This window comes from Flavobacterium kingsejongi (assembly GCF_003076475.1).
GTDB classification, from domain to species: domain Bacteria; phylum Bacteroidota; class Bacteroidia; order Flavobacteriales; family Flavobacteriaceae; genus Flavobacterium; species Flavobacterium kingsejongi.
On record NZ_CP020919.1, the window covers coordinates 939,565 to 957,611 of the forward strand.

Here is an 18,047-nt window from a genome sequence, read left to right on the forward strand (position 1 = left end):
CATTATAGCATTCCTAATTCCAGTTTGGCCTCTTCACTCATTAGATCTTTAGTCCATGGCGGGTCGAATGTAATCTCTACTTCAGCTGCTTTGACACTGTCAAGAGCCTTTACTTTTTGTTCCACTTCCTGTGGCAGGCTTTCTGCAACCGGGCAGTTTGGAGAGGTCAGTGTCATTAAGATTTTTACCTCGTAATCCGTATTTACCATCACATCATAAATGAGACCTAATTCATAAATATCCACAGGTATCTCCGGGTCATAAATGGTTTTCAGCACTTTTACAATATCCTCACCTAATTGATTGGTATCTATTACTATATCTTGTTCCATGGGTCTGTTACGTATTAATTTACTTTGAATTTAAAATCCGGCGATGCTAATGGCTGCCGTTTTTAATTATTTTTAGATTCGAATGCCAGGGCATATATTTTAATTTGTTTGATCATCGAAACCAGGCCATTCGCACGGGTTGGCGACAAATGGTCCTTTAATCCGATTTCCTCAATAAATCCCATATCTGCTTCCAGTATTTCTTTGGCTTTATGGTTCGAGAACGTACGGATTAGTATCGCAATTATACCTTTGGTGATGATCGCATCACTATCGGCTGTAAAAACAATCACGCCATCCTGTTCTTCTGCATGGAGCCATACCTTCGACTGGCAGCCTTTAATTGTATTTTCATCTTTCTTAAAGGCTTCGTCAATAAGCGGCAGGCTTTTGCCTAAGTCAATGATATATTGAAAACGCTCGTCCCAGTCATCAAACATGGAAAATTCGTCTATGATCTCTTCTTGTATGGCTTTAATCGTCATTATTTATTTAAATCTGAGGTCGCAATTATTTTTTCGACCAGTTTTTCAATTTCTTTAGGGGGGTGCCCGTGGTCAAATGTCGTCGATTTATAGATTTTATCTCTATAGATTACTGTAATATTTGCCATCATGGCACCGTCGTGGAAACGTTCTTTTGTAGGCGCTTTCAAGTCAGCTACAGTCTCCAGATTTATTTCACTCATGAGTTTCAGAATGGTATTCCAGTCGTTGGTAGACAGTGTACGCTGTATCGGGTTTTTCATCTCCCGATCCTTGATCGTAATTACGGTATCACGTTTCGTAATTATTTTATTATACGTCCCACGGGTCAGCGCCTCATATTCTATCGAGATAGTGTCGCCTTCCTTTTTTAATCCGGTGCTACCGCATCCTTTCGCTAAAAATAATGTCAGTACTAACAAGGTTATTGTTTTCATAGTGCGTATACTTTAAAGTTCATTATTATTCCGGCGATTCCCGGTTTACACCAACATGGTTCGGGCTTTTTTAATCGCTGCCACCATAAGGTCAATTTCTTCCTTAGTGTTGTAAAAAGCAAAAGAAGCCCTGATGGTACCGGGTATTTCAAAAAAGCTCATTATCGGTTGTGCGCAGTGATGGCCTGTGCGTACTGCAATTCCCTGGCGGTCGATAATCGTACCGATATCATAGGGGTGGATCCCATCGATATTGAACGAAATTACAGCGGTTTTATTTCCACTGTCCACATTGGGGCCATAAATCTTTAGCCCTTCAATTTCGAGTAAACGTTCTGTTCCATAAACCAACAACTCGTGTTCATAGGCTGCAATGTTCTCAAAACCAATAGCATTCAGATAATCGATGGAAGTTCCCAGCACAATACCACCTTCAATATTTGGCGTTCCCGCTTCAAATTTATGCGGAAGGCCTGCATAGGTTGTTTTCTCGAATGTCACTTCTTTGATCATTTCACCGCCACCCTGATACGGTGGCAGTTTTTCAAGCCATACTTCTTTTCCATATAAAACACCGGTCCCCGTAGGGCCACAGATTTTATGGCCGGAAAAGACATAAAAATCACAATCCAGTGCCTGCACATCTGGTCTCAGGTGTGGTGTTGCCTGTGCGCCATCAATTAAAACAGCAGCACCCACTTCATGGGCTTTTGCAATCATCCGTTGAATCGGGTTGATCGTTCCTAACGCATTGGAGATATGGTTTACAGCAACAATTTTCGTTTTTTCAGATAATAAGGCATCATAGGCGTCCTGAATCAGTTCCCCATTTTGATCCATTGGGATTACTTTCAGTACGGCACCTGTTTTTTCACATAACATTTGCCACGGCACAATATTGGAATGGTGTTCCAATGCCGAAACCAATACTTCATCGCCCGATTTTAAAATAGCGCCAAATCCACTGGCCACAAGGTTGATTCCGTGTGTAGTTCCCGAAGTAAATAAAACTTCATGCGCTTTTTCCGCATTGATATGCGCCTGTATTTTTTTGCGCGACACTTCATAGGCATCCGTAGCAATCTGGCTTAACGTATGTACGCCTCTGTGAATATTCGCATTTATTTCTTTATAATATCCTGAGATGGCGTCAATCACCACCGTTGGTTTTTGTGAGGTGGCAGCGTTATCAAAATAAACGAGCGGCTTGCCATTTACCTTCTGGGAAAGTATCGGAAAATCAGCTCTAATCTTCTCTATATCTAACATATTATGAATCCTTTTATTAAGTGTTGCCCCTTTAAATCTGGCAACGGGCTTTCGTAATTTAAAACCGTTACAAATTTACTGTATGTTATTTAATTAAAAGAATAATATGGGATTATTTAGAGAGATTTAATATTTGCTGCAGCCTTGGCGAATAATCGGCAAAGTATTTGTTAACCAAAAAATGCTATGATTTTGTGCTCATTTGTACCGTTATTGGAAAAACCGGTCAATTTGACCACCTAATTCCGGAGTAAATTGACCACCCGTTCCGGAGCAAACTGACCACCTAATTCCGGAGCAAATTGACCACCAAGTTTTGTGGTGAATTAAGTATTAAAAACTATTGATTTTTTCATGTTGTTAGAACCATACATTCGTTAAAAATTTACGGATTATGGCAAACAAAATAACAGACATGAGTAAAATTAGAAAAGTAATTAAATTCTATTGTAATGGAAAGAGTAAGTTATTTATAAGTAGCTACTTATCCCTTTCAAGAAATACGGTAAAGAAATATATTTCTTTATTTGAAGTTCTCGAATTAAGCTTTGAATTAATCGACCAAAAAACCGATGCAGAGCTGGAACTTTTATTCTCCCAGACTAGTGTAGAGGCCATTAGCCCGAGATTACAGACACTTTATGATTTTTTTCCTAAAATGGAACGTGAACTAAAAAAAGTTGGCGTTACCGTACAGCATATGTGGGAACAATATATTGCTGTAAATCCTGATGGTTATCGAACTTCACAATTTCATTATCATTACAATATATGGGGCAAACGAGTTAATCCGGTCATGCATATGAACCATAAGGCTGGTGATAAAATGTATGTTGATTATGCCGGAAAGACACTCTCAATTATTGATATAGATACTGGAGAAGTCAAAGAAGTACAATTTTTTGTAGCAATATTGGGCGCTAGCCAATACACGTATGCTGAAGCTTCCATGAGCCAGCAAAAGGAAAACTTTGTTGACTCGGTAGAAAATGCCATGCGCTTTTTTGAAGGCACTCCTGCCGCCATTGTTCCAGATAATTTAAAATCTGCCGTAATAAAAAGCAGTCGTTTTGAACCGACAATCAATGAAACCCTGGCTGATTTAGCAGAACATTACGAAACCACAATTTTACCTGCCAGAGCTTACAGGCCCAGAGACAAGTCACTAGTTGAAGGAGCTGTTAAGATATTATATCGAAGGATTTATGTAACCATAAAAGAAACTAAGTTCTTTTCTCTGGAAGAATTAAACCAGCAGATCTGGGATTTACTTGACTCTCACAATAACAGAAAACTGACAGGACGCCCTTATTCCCGCTTTGAATTATTTTTAGAAGACGAGAAAGAAAAACTGCGTCCACTCCCACAAGATCGTTTTGAAATTAAATACCAGTCTTTTGCAACAGTAATGCAAAACGGTCATGTTCAATTAAGCCAGGACAAAAACTATTACAGCGTTCCGTATCAATATGTAAAGAAGAAAGCCAAGCTGTTATATACCAAATCAACAGTAGAGATTTATTATAAATACAATCGAATAGCTGTACATCCAAGAAACTACAAACCTTATGTCTATACAACAACTCCTGAGCATTTAGCCAGTACACATCAATTTGTAGCCCAATGGAGTGCTGCCCGCTTCATTGAATGGGCTAATAATATTGATGAGTCAGTAGGAGAATATATAATGCAGATAATCGAAAGCAGAAATCATCCAGAACAGGCTTATAAAAGCTGTTTAGGAATACTGAATTTTGAAAAAAAGGTAGGCAGACAGCGATTAATAAATGCCTGCAGGCGGGCACTTGATTTTAAAATTTACAATTTTAAGACCATACAAAACATTTTAGAAAACAACTTGGATCATATTGATTTTGATCAAGAACCTGAGCAGGAACTTCCCGATCACAGTAACATAAGAGGAAAACACTATTATAACTAAATTAAATCTTGAAAAAATGAATGAATCCACAGTAACCAAAATGAAACAAATGAAGCTTTATGGCATGTTTAATGCTTTTAAAACAGCCATTGAAAGCGGGAAAACAGATCATTATACCCTTGACCAGTTTGTATCGATGATTATTGATGCAGAATGGGATGAAAGGTACAATCGTCGTATTGAACGAAGTATCACTAATGCCAAATTCCATTACAAATCAAATATTGAAAGTATCAATTTTGATGTATCACGTAACCTGGACCGAAACATGGTACTGCGTCTGGCAGAATGCGAATTTATAGAGAAAAACGAAAACATTTTAATCACTGGAAGCACCGGTGTCGGTAAAAGTTATTTAGGTACTGCATTAGGTTATCAAGCCTGTATACAGGGTTTTAAGGTAAGTTATTTTAATACCTCAAAATTGTTCGCTAGACTAAAAATGGCTAAAGCAGATGGTACTTATCTACGGGAACTTACCAAAATACAAAGACAGGATGTTATAATACTTGATGATTTTGGACTCCAGGCACTTGACAGCCATAACCGAATTACTCTTTTAGAGATCATAGAGGACAGGCATAATAACGGCTCTATAATCGTGACATCACAAATACCAGTTCAAGGCTGGTATGATATAATTGGAGAAAAAACGATAGCCGATGCAATATTAGACAGACTTATACACCAATCTCATAGGCTTGAATTACATGGAGAATCCATGAGAAAGAAAAGAGGAATAAACAAAGAGTGATATTTTATTATATTTGAATACTAATTAACAGATGAAAAAATATAGTTTTTAATCAAAACGGAGGTGCTCACTTTGCACCGGAATTAGGTGGTCATTTTGAACTGGAATCAGGTGCTCACTTTAAAACGGAATGGGGTGATCAATATAACCGGAATTTGCACCGTTATAACATTCCCCTCAAAAATACTATATCCCACACATTTTACATTTGTGTAACATCTTGTTTTTTTTAGTAGTTTTGTTATCCTCCCCGAATCTCATTTAAAAAAAACCTTTTTTAGTACATACTAATTAATACTTACTTATATGAAAAAGATTGTCCACCATTATGGAGTCGAACTGGATTGGGCTGCGCATTTTGCCACACAACTTGATGGCACTGTAGACGGGAATTTCATCAGGATTCCCGAAACAATACATACGGGCCACCGCTATATCCTCGAGTGCGATCCCGGAATTTCGGTGATGTATGTTGATGTGGTTTACCATAAGGAACTGCACTTGCGCCAGGAAAACAACAATGATGATTTTGTGGGTTTGTATTACAATCTTACCGAAGGGGAAGCGGTATTGGTATCCGATACGGCGGCGAATCCTGTCGGGCGCTGGGATTATAACCTGGCCATTGTCGACAGCTCGCTGAGTTCCGATTATATCGTAAAACCCGGAAGCCATACTTTTGCCCTCTGCATCTTTATTAAAAAGGAAGCGGTAAAGTACTATTTTAAGAAAAACCCTACCTTAAGTGAACATACCGATCGGTTGCTGGATCCCAAAACCAATACCGTCATAAAGTTTACGCGAATGAGCAATGACAGCCACAACCTGATCAGTGACCTGAGAAGCAAAACACCCGGTGGCCCTGCCTTTGACTTTTACCTTAGGGGAACTGTCATGGCACTTATTGCTGATTATATCGAAAAAATGGATTTTAAGGACCTGGTCATCGAAACCCTGAATGAGGATGACCTGACCAGTATTATAAAATCCCAATCCTATCTGATTGATAACCTGGACAGTGCTTTCCCGGGAATTGAATTTTTAGCACAACAGGCCAATATGTCGGAATCGAAATACAAAGGGCTGTTCAAGAAAATTACTGGAATCACGCCCAATGCTTTTTTCTTAAACAACAAGCTCATCAAGGCAAAAACCCTATTAGAGACCGGGGAATTATCTATTACGCAGATTTCTGACCTGCTGAGTTTTACCAATAATTCATATTTTACCGTGAAATTTAAAGACTATTTCGGAATGTCCCCTAAGAAATTCATTAAACAGTTATAATATATGATTGAAGTTCATCATGTCTATTCTCTTACCCCTGAATGGCAGGAGGGAATTATTAAACAGACCGGCGGAGAACTGATCGGACTCAAAAGAATGGTTTTCCCCCGGGAAATTGCGGATGGGGAATGTTTTTTCACACAGGTTGTTCCCGGACTTTCGGTAGTATTGCTGGATCTAAATTTCAATCAGCCCATCCGGATCCGGCGACAGAGTTCGGACGAAAGCCTGTACATCATACATTATGATTTCAGCGACGAGATCAATTTGATCCACATCAACGGCAAGAAGCACAAAATCGGTTACAAAGCCAATCTTGGCCTTGGCGTGATTGACAACAATATCGAGAACATTTTTGAACCCGCGGTAGGAGAGCGTATTTTTGCCCTTCGGCTCCTGGTTTCAAAAGAACTGCTGCGTCCGGCAATTACATCCGGTATGCGCAATGCAACCTTATTTTTCCACGACCATATTGACAGCAGGAGTAAAATCATATTGCATGCCATTAAAAACAGGTCTCTTTCCGATCCTACTTTTGAAATACACCTCAAAAGCACTGCCCTCAAATTATTAGCCAAATTCATCGAGCGCTATACCAATCTTATGCCTTTGCTGCACCATGTCTCAGAGCCGGAAACCAAAGCACTGAACATGACCAAGGACTACTTGATGCACAACCTGTTTAGCGAATTCCCAGGATTGCCTTTTTTGGCAGAGAAAGCCGGAATGTCAATTTCCAAATACAAAGGGCTGTTTAAAAAAATGTATATCGATACCCCCAATAATTTTTTCATCCGTGAAAAAATGCTACTGGCACGCGTCATGCTGAAAAGCCAGAAGTACAAAAGCTTGACCGACGTCATCCATCAGCTCGGCTATAGTAAATTGAGTTATTTCTCTTCCAGTTATTACAAACATTTCAAAAGAAGGGCCATAGACGATTTCGAACGTTTGGAATAAAAACAGCCATTCCCAGCACAAATTAGCATCATTTTATCGCATTGACTATCAGGGTCTTTTCTGCCTAAAGCAGATGAGCCGATCACTCTTACACTATATTTTCCACCAAAATACCCGAAAAAATAACGGTTTTGTCTTATTCTACAATTAAAAAGACGTTTAGGGGTACTTTAAAAAAACTAAATGCCTCAATTTTGCAGTATCAATCAGCACATTAGAAATAATGACTGTATTGATCACTGTTTGTTGCTACTGTAAATCAGTAGTATAATCAGTACAGCCCGATTGAGCACTTGGTGCTTTACAGCAAAACAGCTCAATCGATTCACCACGAGTAGTAGGTGCTGATGGTACTGGCAGCGCGACTTTAATGATTAGGATTCAGGGGGAGCAAGCAATTGCAGAATTCAAAATTATGCGCTGCCGGACCTCAGTTACAACCATGCCACCCTTACCTTCTGGAAGGACAGGCAAAAATATAGTAGGCTGAAGGAACAACAGTGCGGTTACGTTATGATCCACGGGGAAGCAAGCAATTGCCGGATTTAATGTTACAAAAACTGCACCGTTGCCCCTCAGTGATATAGCATAGCGCTATACTACACCACATAGTAGACGGACGGACAGTACAGTAGGTTCCTATTTTCTGGGGAGACAAGCAATTGTCAAATAGGCACCATGAATCACACACACGCTGTACTGTCAGCCATCAGTAACATCTCTTCCTCTTTTAACAATCTCTTTCTTCCTTAAATGCTCCTTTGGAGCCAGTACTTCATACCATCAATTTTACATCTTCCCGTAAACGTTTTCGTTTGTCCATTGCTTCCAAAAAAAGGATCAAACGCAAAGCTTGGGGATTACCCAAAAAGATTAGATAATCTAAATAAGAAGAAATCTACTTTACGCACTCCTCTAAATTGACTTCTAAATGCTTTTACTTTAGCATTAAAAGATTCTGCTGAAGCATTTGTACTTCTATTGTCAAAATAGTTTAAGATTGACTGGTAATTAACCGTTATAGTATTTATAAGGATATTAAAATTTTTAAACCCTGACTCCTCTACATTCCTGTACCAATGTGCCAATTTTGTCATCGCAACGTGTTTATTGTTATGATTGTTGTAAATACCTCGTAGTTGTTGGGTTAAACTGTATGCCTTTTTAATATCGGGATATAAGCCAAATAACAATTGGGCTCGTTCATTTTGTCTTTCGGTCCATTTATCGCGGGATTTATAAAGAACATATCTACTTCTGGCGAGCAACTGTTTTACAGAGTCTCCATTAGATAAAAGATCTGGGAGATAAGTTTTTTTTTCTTTTTCCGCTTGTAATATGAATCGATTCTCAGTATCCATCGCTTCCCAACGATATTTTATTCTAATCTCCTGTAATGCTTCTAGAGCTAATTTTTGAACATGAAATCTATCGGTAACCTGTACCGCTTTTGGAAAACATTTTTTGGAAATCAACTTCATGGAATTAGCCATGTCAAGTGTTATTTCTTGAACCCAACTTCTTTTTTTGTAATCAATTTTACAGATATGTTCAATGACCTGATCTGCCTTTGTCCCTGCAATAATAGCAACTAGGCAACCTTTTTTACCTTTAGCTTCCTTATTGGTTACAATAGTAAAAAGCTCACCCTGAGACAAGGCTACTTCATCAATTGACAAGTGGGTACCTATATTTTCAGGATAAATAATCCACTCATGTGCATGTTCACGTTGAGCCCACGTACTAAAGGAGCTTAAATGTTTTTTGTATTGTCTTTGTAACTTTTTCCCATTGACTCCAAAGAAACCTCCAATGGTATGACAGTCAATAGCAGTTTTATCTATTAATTTCTTTTAAAAAAGCCGCAAACTCCTGAGTCATGCGGGTTCCCTTGGCAACTAGATTCCAATCTCTTTTAACGATCTCACTTGTGTCTTTATTGGTCCAGCGACGTCTTTTGATGTGTAGATACACGAACTTCCCTCTCAAAGGAAAGTCCTGAATAGTGATCTCATCCTGGAAACCCTTTGAGATTAACTGAAGTCCATTAAATTCTGACGGAGGTTTGGCATTCTCTTCAAAGTATAGGTGTAATATTTCTTCTGTATTAGTAGAAGAAACCACTTCAAAATGGTCAACTAAAAAATCAGGAAGCATAAACTTCAAAAGCTCTATAGGGTCATATCAAATTCTTAGATTGCAAATTTCTGATTTTATTTTGACATTCCTCCCCAAGTTTTGTTCTTGATCCCAAAAAAACCCTAATCTGTTATAAAAAAAACGTATTAGGGTAATTCAAAAAAAAAAATAAGCCGTTACTTTGCAGTCTAAAACATTGTTATTCAACATCTTTTAATTACAAAACACAGACGCATGCTCCAACTTTACTTTAAAGACTACAACAAACTCAGTCTATCAATTTGTTTATTGCTCTTTACAACTCTCACTTACAGCCAGGTAGGAATTGGGACCCTTACGCCCGATCCTTCTGCTGAGCTTGACATCACAACTGTTGACAAAGGGCTTCTTATTCCCCGGGTGCAGCTGGCGCAATCAGTGAATCCTTTTCCTATTGTCGGAACGCCAGCGAACAGTCTCCTGGTCTATAATACCACCACCATTAATGATGTTTCCCAGGGATTTTATTTTTGGAATAATAACAAATGGAACCGACTGCTCGACCAAACCAATATCGATGAGTTCAACCAGGATATCACCAGTATGGTCGATAATGGCAATGGTACCTATACATTTACGAATGAAGAAGGGACACAAACCCTTATCGATGTCGCCGGAATTATACTGGACCGCCAGACTTTAACTTCATTAGTTTACAACGCCACCGATCATAAGCTGACCTATACCGATGAGGCCAATGCCACACACGATTTCCTGCTACAGGATTTGGTAGGCGATGCCGAAACGGTGACCGAACTAACCTATGATGCACTTAGCAATGAACTCCGTTACAAAGATGAAGACGGGATTACCCATACCATCAATTTAAGAGATTTAGTATCCGGTGCAGAAACATTAACGGCACTAACCTATGATGCCACTGCAAATGAGTTACAGTATAAAGACGAAGAAGGAACAATCCACAACATCGACCTTACCGACTTAGTATCCGGTGCAGAAACATTAACGGCACTAACCTATGATGCGACTGCAAATGAGTTACAATACAAAGATGAAGAAGGAACAACACACAATATCGATCTTACCGATTTAGTATCCGGTGCTGAAACGTTGACCGCACTAACTTATGATGCGACTGCAAATGAGTTACAGTATAAAGACGAAGAAGGAACAACCCACAACATCGACCTTACCGACTTAGTATCCGGTGCAGAAACGCTTACCGCTTTAACCTATGATACCACTGCAAACCAGTTGATCTACAAAGATGAAGAAGGAAACACACACAATATCGATCTTACCGATTTAGTATCCGGTGCAGAAACATTAACCGCACTAACCTATGATGCGACTGCAAATGAGTTACAGTATAAAGACGAAGAAGGAACAACCCACAACATCGACCTTACCGACTTAGTATCCGGTGCAGAAACATTAACCGCTTTGACGTACGACGCTACGGCGAATGAGTTACAGTATAAAGATGAAGAAGGAAATATTCATAACATTGATCTTACCGATTTAGTATCCGGTGCAGAAACATTAACCGCACTAACTTATGATGCGACTGCAAATGAGTTACAGTATAAAGACGAAGAAGGAACAACCCACAACATCGACCTTACCGACTTAGTATCCGGTGCAGAAACACTAACGGCTTTGACCTATGATGCGACTGCAAATGAGTTACAATACAAAGACGAAGAAGGGACAACACACAACATTGACCTTACTGATTTAGTATCCGGTGCAGAAACGTTGACAGCTTTGACCTATGATGCGACTGCTAATGAATTACAATACAAAGACGAAGAAGGTAACACACACAACATCGACCTTACGGATTTAGTATCCGGTGCAGAGACATTAACGGCTTTGACGTATGATGCGAGTGCAAATGAGTTACAATACAAAGACGAAGAAGGAACAACCCATAACATTGATCTTACCGACTTAGTATCCGGTGCAGAAACATTAACGGCTTTGACCTATGATGCGACTGCTAATGAATTACAATACAAAGACGAAGAAGGTAACACACATAATATTGACCTTACTGATTTAGTATCCGGTGCAGAAACATTAACGGCTTTGACGTATGATGCGACTGCTAATGAATTACAATACAAAGACGAAGAAGGTAACACACACAACATCGACCTTACGGATTTAGTATCCGGTGCAGAGACATTAACGGCTTTGACGTATGATGCGACTGCAAATGAGTTACAATACAAAGACGAAGAAGGAACAACCCATAACATTGATCTTACCGACTTAGTATCCGGTGCAGAAACGTTGACAGCTTTAGCGTATGACGCTACGGCAAATGAGTTACAATACAAAGACGAAGAAGGTAACACACACAACATTGACCTTACTGATTTAGTATCCGGAGCGGAGACATTGACGGCTTTGACCTATGATGCGACTGCTAATGAGTTACAATACAAAGACGAAGAAGGTAATACACACAACATCGACCTAACGGATTTAGTATCCGGTGCAGAAACACTTACTGCGCTAACGTATGATACCACTGCAAACCAGTTGATCTACAAAGATGAAGAAGGAATCAATCACCCGATTGACTTAAAAGATGTAGTAGCCGGTGCCGAAACATTGACGGCACTAACCTACGATGCCACTGCAAATGAGTTACAATACAAAGACGAAGAAGGAAATACACACAACATCGATCTTACCGACTTAGTATCCGGTGCAGAAACATTAACGGCTTTGACGTATGATGCGACTGCAAATGAGTTACAATACAAAGACGAAGAAGGGACAACACACAACATTGACCTTACTGATTTAGTATCAGGAGCAGAAACGTTGACAGCTTTGACCTATGATGCGACTGCTAATGAATTACAATACAAAGACGAAGAAGGAACAACCCATAACATTGATCTTACCGACTTAGTATCGGGTGCAGAAACGTTGACAGCTTTAGCGTATGACGCTACGGCAAATGAGTTACAATACAAAGACGAAGAAGGGACAACACACAACATTGACCTTACTGATTTAGTATCCGGTGCAGAAACATTAACGGCTTTGACGTATGATGCGACTGCTAATGAATTACAATACAAAGACGAAGAAGGTACCGATCATACAATTGATCTTAAAGACTTAGTATCGGGTGCAGAAACATTAACTGCCCTGACGTACGACGCGACGGCAAATGAGTTACAATACAAAGACGAAGAAGGTAACACACATAATATTGACCTTACTGATTTAGTATCCGGTGCAGAAACACTAACGGCTTTGACCTATGATGCGACGGCTAATGAATTACAATACAAAGACGAAGAAGGAACAACACATAACATTGACCTTACTGATTTAGTATCCGGAGCGGAAACATTGACGGCGCTAACGTATGATACCACTGCAAACCAGTTGATCTACAAAGATGAAGAAGGAATCAATCACCCGATTGACTTAAAAGATGTAGTAGCCGGTGCCGAAACATTGACGGCACTAACCTACGATGCTACGGCGAATGAATTACAGTACAAAGACGAAGAAGGAACAACACACAACATTGACCTTACTGATTTAGTATCCGGTGCAGAAACACTAACGGCTTTGACCTATGATGCGACGGCTAATGAATTACAATACAAAGACGAAGAAGGAACAACACATAACATTGACCTTACTGATTTAGTATCCGGTGCAGAAACACTTACTGCGCTAACGTATGATACCACTGCAAACCAGTTGATCTACAAAGATGAAGAAGGAATCAATCACCCGATTGACTTAAAAGATGTAGTAGCCGGTGCCGAAACATTGACGGCACTAACCTACGATGCCACTGCAAATGAGTTACAATACAAAGACGAAGAAGGAAATACACACAACATCGATCTTACCGACTTAGTATCCGGTGCAGAAACATTAACGGCTTTGACGTATGATGCGACTGCAAATGAGTTACAATACAAAGACGAAGAAGGGACAACACACAACATTGACCTTACTGATTTAGTATCAGGAGCAGAAACGTTGACAGCTTTGACCTATGATGCGACTGCTAATGAATTACAATACAAAGACGAAGAAGGAACAACCCATAACATTGATCTTACCGACTTAGTATCGGGTGCAGAAACGTTGACAGCTTTAGCGTATGACGCTACGGCAAATGAGTTACAATACAAAGACGAAGAAGGGACAACACACAACATTGACCTTACTGATTTAGTATCCGGTGCAGAAACATTAACGGCTTTGACGTATGATGCGACTGCTAATGAATTACAATACAAAGACGAAGAAGGTACCGATCATACAATTGATCTTAAAGACTTAGTATCGGGTGCAGAAACATTAACTGCCCTGACGTACGACGCGACGGCAAATGAGTTACAATACAAAGACGAAGAAGGTAACACACATAATATTGACCTTACTGATTTAGTATCCGGTGCAGAAACACTAACGGCTTTGACCTATGATGCGACGGCTAATGAATTACAATACAAAGACGAAGAAGGAACAACACATAACATTGACCTTACTGATTTAGTATCCGGAGCGGAAACATTGACGGCGCTAACGTATGATACCACTGCAAACCAGTTGATCTACAAAGATGAAGAAGGAATCAGTCACCCAATTGACTTAAAAGATGTCGTAGCAGGTGCAGAAACATTGACGGCGCTAACGTATGATACCATTGCAAACCAGTTGATCTACAAAGATGAAGAAGGAATCAATCACCCGATTGACTTAAAAGACTTAGTATCCAATGCCGAGACATTGACCAAAATGATTTATGATACTACCGATAAGAAATTGACCTATACCGATGAAGCTAATGTAACTCATGATTTCCTATTACAGGATTTAGTAGCCGGTTCGGAAACACTTACGGTGCTAACGTATGACGCTACGGCAAATGAGTTACAATATAAAGACGAAGAAGGAAACACACACAATATCGATCTTACGGATTTAGTATCCGGTGCTGAAACATTGACGGCGCTAACGTATGATACCACCGCAAACCAGTTGATCTACAAAGATGAAGAAGGAATTAGTCACCCGATTGACTTAAAAGATGTCGTAGCCGGTGCCGAAACACTTACCGCTTTGACTTACGATGCGACTGCAAATGAATTAACCTATAAAGATGAAGAAGGAACAACCCACAACATTGACTTAAAAGATGTAGTAGCCGGTGCTGAAACACTTACGGCGCTAACGTATGACACCACCGCAAACCAGTTGATCTACAAAGATGAAGAAGGAACAACCCACAACATTGACTTAAAAGATGTAGTAGCCGGTGCCGAAACATTGACGGCTTTGACTTACGATGCGACTGCAAATGAATTAACCTATAAAGATGAAGAAGGAACAACCCACAACATTGACTTAAAAGATGTAGTATCCGGAGCAGAAACATTAACGGCGCTAACGTATGATAATGTAGCAAATGAATTAACGTATAAAGACGAAGCCGGTGACGATCATACGATTGACTTAAAAGACGTCGTTACGGGTGCGGAAACACTGACCAAAATTACACAAGGTTCAGGAACGATTACCTATACCGATGAGGAGGGTGCTGATACTGTATTGGATATTAATACAGTCATTTCCAAAGGAAATTTAACTTCTGGAGACCTGATTGAAATAACCGATGGTACCGATGCCCTGCTTAAAAACGCCGATGTGTCTTTAATACCGGGAACAGTAAACCAGTTATTAGTGACCAAACTTGATGGCTCGGGTAATTTAATCCCTTCCTGGGAAGATGCTTCAACAACTAAAGCCTGGGGATTACGTGGAAATACTATTGCCCCTATCGATTTTATCGGGACACTGAATGACTATCCGCTGAAATTTATGATTGGTGGAACGGCTTCCGGAATGCTTTCCGATTATACTACGGCATTTGGATACCGATCCTTATTTAATAATACTACAGGAACCAACAATACCGCTTTCGGTCTTGCAGCTTCCCTGGCGAACAAATCAGGAAGCAGTAATGTCGCAATTGGAAGTTTTGCACTCTCCACCTATACAAGTGGTGATCGCAATATTGGTATTGGTTCTTATGCGGGAAGAAATAATATTTCCGGAGATGGTAATATTTTCTTAGGCAACAGTGGCGTAAGACCTGCACGTAATGCCTCAAACGAACTGAATATTGGAGATGCCATCTATGGTATCAATGTCAATTTAGAAAGAGAAGCAGGGCAAGCCGGATACATCGAGCCTAAAATTGGTATTGGTGTCCTCGCTCCTACTGCAACCCTTGAGGTGGGCGGAACTGCAAAAGTAAATGTATTGCCAGCCGGTGCAGCTGCAGATGCCATTGTGACTACAGATGCCAATGGTAACCTGAGAAAAAGAACGATTGCTGATATCATCCCGCCACCGGTACCCACGACCAATACGCTGAACAGTGCGGTAAACACCCTGACTTCTGAAGTTAATGGAGTGAGTGCCGATGCTACGATCATCAATAGCAATGCGATAACCAGTAGCGGAAATACCTTGATGACTGCTGTAAATGGGGTGAATGCTCCCACAGGTGCCACCATCATCAACAGCAATATCACAACATTAACGGGAAATCAACTCGTTACTTCTGTAAATGGAGTATCGAGTACACCATTGGATTTATCCCCTTTGGTTCCACCAACCACCAATTCCATAACCAGCACAGGCAATATTTTAACGTCTGAAGTGAACGGAATTAGTGACGATACTGCTATTATCAATAGTAATGTCACGACATTAACCGGTAATATCCTGACCACTACTATAAATGGTGTGCCAGGTAGCGCAGTAGATTTATCAACAGTAACACTACCAACGACCAATACGCTGACCCTAACCGGCACTACTTTAAAAAGTACCGTAAACGGAACCGATAGTAATACCATTGATATCGATACTGCCATTACCAAAGGCAACCTAACCGGTGGCAGCCTGATTGCAGTAACCGATGGTACCGATGCTCTGCTTAAAGCTGCAAGTGTGGCTTTAACACCGGGAACAGCCGGACAAACTTTAGTAACCAAAGATGACGGTTCCGGAACACTGGTGCCTTCATGGGAAGATGCAGATGCTATAACCACGAACACATTAACCAGTACGGTAAACCTACTAAACTCTAACGTGAACGGAGTTCCTGCAACGGCAAACATCATCAATAGTAACACTGTCACATTAGCAGGTACTACCCTGACGACGACGGTTAACGGCGTCGCAAGTACTCCTGTAAATTTATCTTCATTGGTTCCGGCAACTACGAATGCATTAACCAGTGCCGTAAACGTAATGACTTCTGATGTAAATGGGGTCTCAAGAGATGCCAATATCATCAATAGCAATACCATTACCAGTACTGGAAACCAATTGACGACTACCGTAAATGGTATCGTGACAGCAACTGCTGCTCCTATTATTAATAGTAACGTTACCACATTAACCGGAAATAACCTGACGACTACCATCAACGGGGTGTCGAGTACACCATTGGATTTATCTACTTTGGTTACACCAACGACACACACCGTGACGAGCGCAGCCAATACCTTAACGTCTGACGTAAATGGAGTGATCGATAGCGCCGATATCATCAACACCAATATACTGACACTAACCGGGAACGACCTGACCAGTACCGTCAATGGAAAAGTGAGTACGGTGGCTAATTTATCTGCATTGGCCGGATGGGGATTAACTGGAAATGCAGGTACAGCAGCTGCCAATTTCTTAGGAACTACAGACAACCAGCCCTTACGCATTCGTACCAATAATACCGAGAAAGTGACGATTACCGCAGCGGGTAATGTGGGAATTGGGAACACCGCCCCTACCTACACTTTAGATGTAGTAAGTGCTGCCAACGATGAATTATTGGCCAGTTTTCAACCTGCAAACAAAACCCAGGGGGTGGCCATTGGATTTAGTGGTATTAGCAAGATTGCTTCTACTGCCAATAGTGACTTTAAAATTTCACCAAAAGGAACCGGAAAAGTCAACCTCGATGGTAGTGTATTGATTAAAACACTACCTGCCGGTGCCGCTGCAGATGCTATCGTTACGGCTGATGCCAACGGTAACCTTAGAAAAATAGCCGCAGCCCCTACCGATGTGATGAAGATCCGAAGGGTGACAGCAAACACTACAGTTGCTGTAACCGACCAGGTTATTCTTGTGAATGCTGCTGCCGGAGCTACTGTAACCATTACCCTACCGGTGAGTGTAGCTGGGAAAGTATATACGGTAAAAAGAGTAGACAACACAACGGCTACCGTAAAAATTGCTTTTGCAGGCACAGCTGCAGCAGTCGATGAAACAGATACCGAAGTGGTCGTTGGTGGTAAAGTCACCTACCAACTGATTCATGAAACAAACAATAAATGGCAAACCATTAGTAGATTTTAAATACTTATACTC

General features: G+C 40.4%; 11 protein-coding genes. 5 read left to right on the forward strand and 6 right to left on the reverse strand.

Annotated features, from left to right (window positions below):
* Positions 1 to 2 precede the first annotated feature (2 nt).
* The 4 genes from FK004_RS04080 to FK004_RS04095 form a co-directional block, all read right to left on the reverse strand.
* Positions 3 to 332 carry an SUF system Fe-S cluster assembly protein gene (locus FK004_RS04080; RefSeq protein ID WP_108736110.1) on the reverse strand — a complete coding sequence of 110 codons (330 nt, stop codon included), beginning with the start codon at positions 330 to 332 and terminating at the stop codon, positions 3 to 5.
* Between the two features lie 62 nt (positions 333 to 394).
* A complete protein-coding gene (locus FK004_RS04085) occupies positions 395 to 817 on the reverse strand; it encodes a SufE family protein (protein WP_108736111.1) in 423 nt (140 codons plus the stop codon).
* On the reverse strand, positions 817 to 1,254 hold the full coding sequence (locus FK004_RS04090) for a hypothetical protein (protein WP_108736112.1): 438 nt from the start codon (positions 1,252 to 1,254) through the stop codon (positions 817 to 819). Before FK004_RS04090 ends, FK004_RS04085 begins: the two co-directional genes overlap by 1 nt.
* A 45-nt stretch (positions 1,255 to 1,299) precedes the next feature.
* Positions 1,300 to 2,523, reverse strand: a complete 1,224-nt coding sequence (locus tag FK004_RS04095) for an aminotransferase class V-fold PLP-dependent enzyme (RefSeq protein ID WP_108736113.1) — start codon at positions 2,521 to 2,523, stop codon at positions 1,300 to 1,302.
* 394 nt (positions 2,524 to 2,917) lie between these two features.
* Between FK004_RS04095 and istA the strand changes: the two genes are divergently transcribed.
* The 4 genes from istA (at position 2,918) to FK004_RS04115 (ending at position 7,466) form a co-directional block, all read left to right on the forward strand.
* Entirely contained in the window at positions 2,918 to 4,465 is a 1,548-nt protein-coding gene (gene istA / locus FK004_RS04100) for an IS21 family transposase (RefSeq protein ID WP_108735486.1), read from the forward strand.
* A 16-nt stretch (positions 4,466 to 4,481) separates the two neighbouring features.
* Positions 4,482 to 5,219 carry an IS21-like element helper ATPase IstB gene (gene istB / locus FK004_RS04105; RefSeq protein WP_056251131.1) on the forward strand — a complete coding sequence of 246 codons (738 nt, stop codon included), beginning with the start codon at positions 4,482 to 4,484 and terminating at the stop codon, positions 5,217 to 5,219.
* 306 nt (positions 5,220 to 5,525) lie between these two features.
* Complete coding sequence (locus tag FK004_RS04110) at positions 5,526 to 6,506, forward strand: helix-turn-helix transcriptional regulator (RefSeq protein WP_108736114.1); 981 nt, start codon at positions 5,526 to 5,528, stop codon at positions 6,504 to 6,506.
* A 3-nt stretch (positions 6,507 to 6,509) separates the two neighbouring features.
* Positions 6,510 to 7,466 carry a helix-turn-helix transcriptional regulator gene (locus FK004_RS04115; protein ID WP_108736115.1) on the forward strand — a complete coding sequence of 319 codons (957 nt, stop codon included), beginning with the start codon at positions 6,510 to 6,512 and terminating at the stop codon, positions 7,464 to 7,466.
* An 860-nt stretch (positions 7,467 to 8,326) separates the two neighbouring features.
* On the opposite strand, the gene FK004_RS04120 is transcribed toward FK004_RS04115, so the two are convergent.
* Both FK004_RS04120 and FK004_RS04125 read right to left on the reverse strand, forming a co-directional pair.
* A complete protein-coding gene (locus FK004_RS04120; RefSeq protein ID WP_108736116.1) occupies positions 8,327 to 9,310 on the reverse strand; it encodes an ISAon1 family transposase in 984 nt (327 codons plus the stop codon).
* A complete protein-coding gene (locus FK004_RS04125; RefSeq protein ID WP_108738745.1) occupies positions 9,303 to 9,623 on the reverse strand; it encodes an ISAon1 family transposase N-terminal region protein in 321 nt (106 codons plus the stop codon). The genes FK004_RS04120 and FK004_RS04125 overlap by 8 nt, the downstream gene beginning before the upstream one ends.
* Before the next feature lie 216 nt (positions 9,624 to 9,839).
* On the opposite strand from FK004_RS04125, the gene FK004_RS04130 reads away from it, so the two are divergent.
* Positions 9,840 to 18,035 carry a beta strand repeat-containing protein gene (locus FK004_RS04130; RefSeq protein WP_157956025.1) on the forward strand — a complete coding sequence of 2,732 codons (8,196 nt, stop codon included), beginning with the start codon at positions 9,840 to 9,842 and terminating at the stop codon, positions 18,033 to 18,035.
* Positions 18,036 to 18,047 lie beyond the last annotated feature (12 nt).

Bases quoted from the DNA above. Each gene is read 5' to 3' on its own strand.
- FK004_RS04080 (WP_108736110.1), bottom strand. From the start codon at position 332: ATGGAACAAGATATAGTAATAGATACCAATCAATTAGGTGAGGATATT.
- FK004_RS04085 (WP_108736111.1), bottom strand. From the start codon at position 817: ATGACGATTAAAGCCATACAAGAAGAGATCATAGACGAATTTTCCATG.
- FK004_RS04090 (WP_108736112.1), bottom strand. From the start codon at position 1,254: ATGAAAACAATAACCTTGTTAGTACTGACATTATTTTTAGCGAAAGGA.
- FK004_RS04095 (WP_108736113.1), bottom strand. From the start codon at position 2,523: ATGTTAGATATAGAGAAGATTAGAGCTGATTTTCCGATACTTTCCCAG.
- istA (WP_108735486.1), top strand. From the start codon at position 2,918: ATGGCAAACAAAATAACAGACATGAGTAAAATTAGAAAAGTAATTAAA.
- istB (WP_056251131.1), top strand. From the start codon at position 4,482: ATGAATGAATCCACAGTAACCAAAATGAAACAAATGAAGCTTTATGGC.
- FK004_RS04110 (WP_108736114.1), top strand. From the start codon at position 5,526: ATGAAAAAGATTGTCCACCATTATGGAGTCGAACTGGATTGGGCTGCG.
- FK004_RS04115 (WP_108736115.1), top strand. From the start codon at position 6,510: ATGATTGAAGTTCATCATGTCTATTCTCTTACCCCTGAATGGCAGGAG.
- FK004_RS04125 (WP_108738745.1), bottom strand. From the start codon at position 9,623: ATGCTTCCTGATTTTTTAGTTGACCATTTTGAAGTGGTTTCTTCTACT.
- FK004_RS04130 (WP_157956025.1), top strand. From the start codon at position 9,840: ATGCTCCAACTTTACTTTAAAGACTACAACAAACTCAGTCTATCAATT.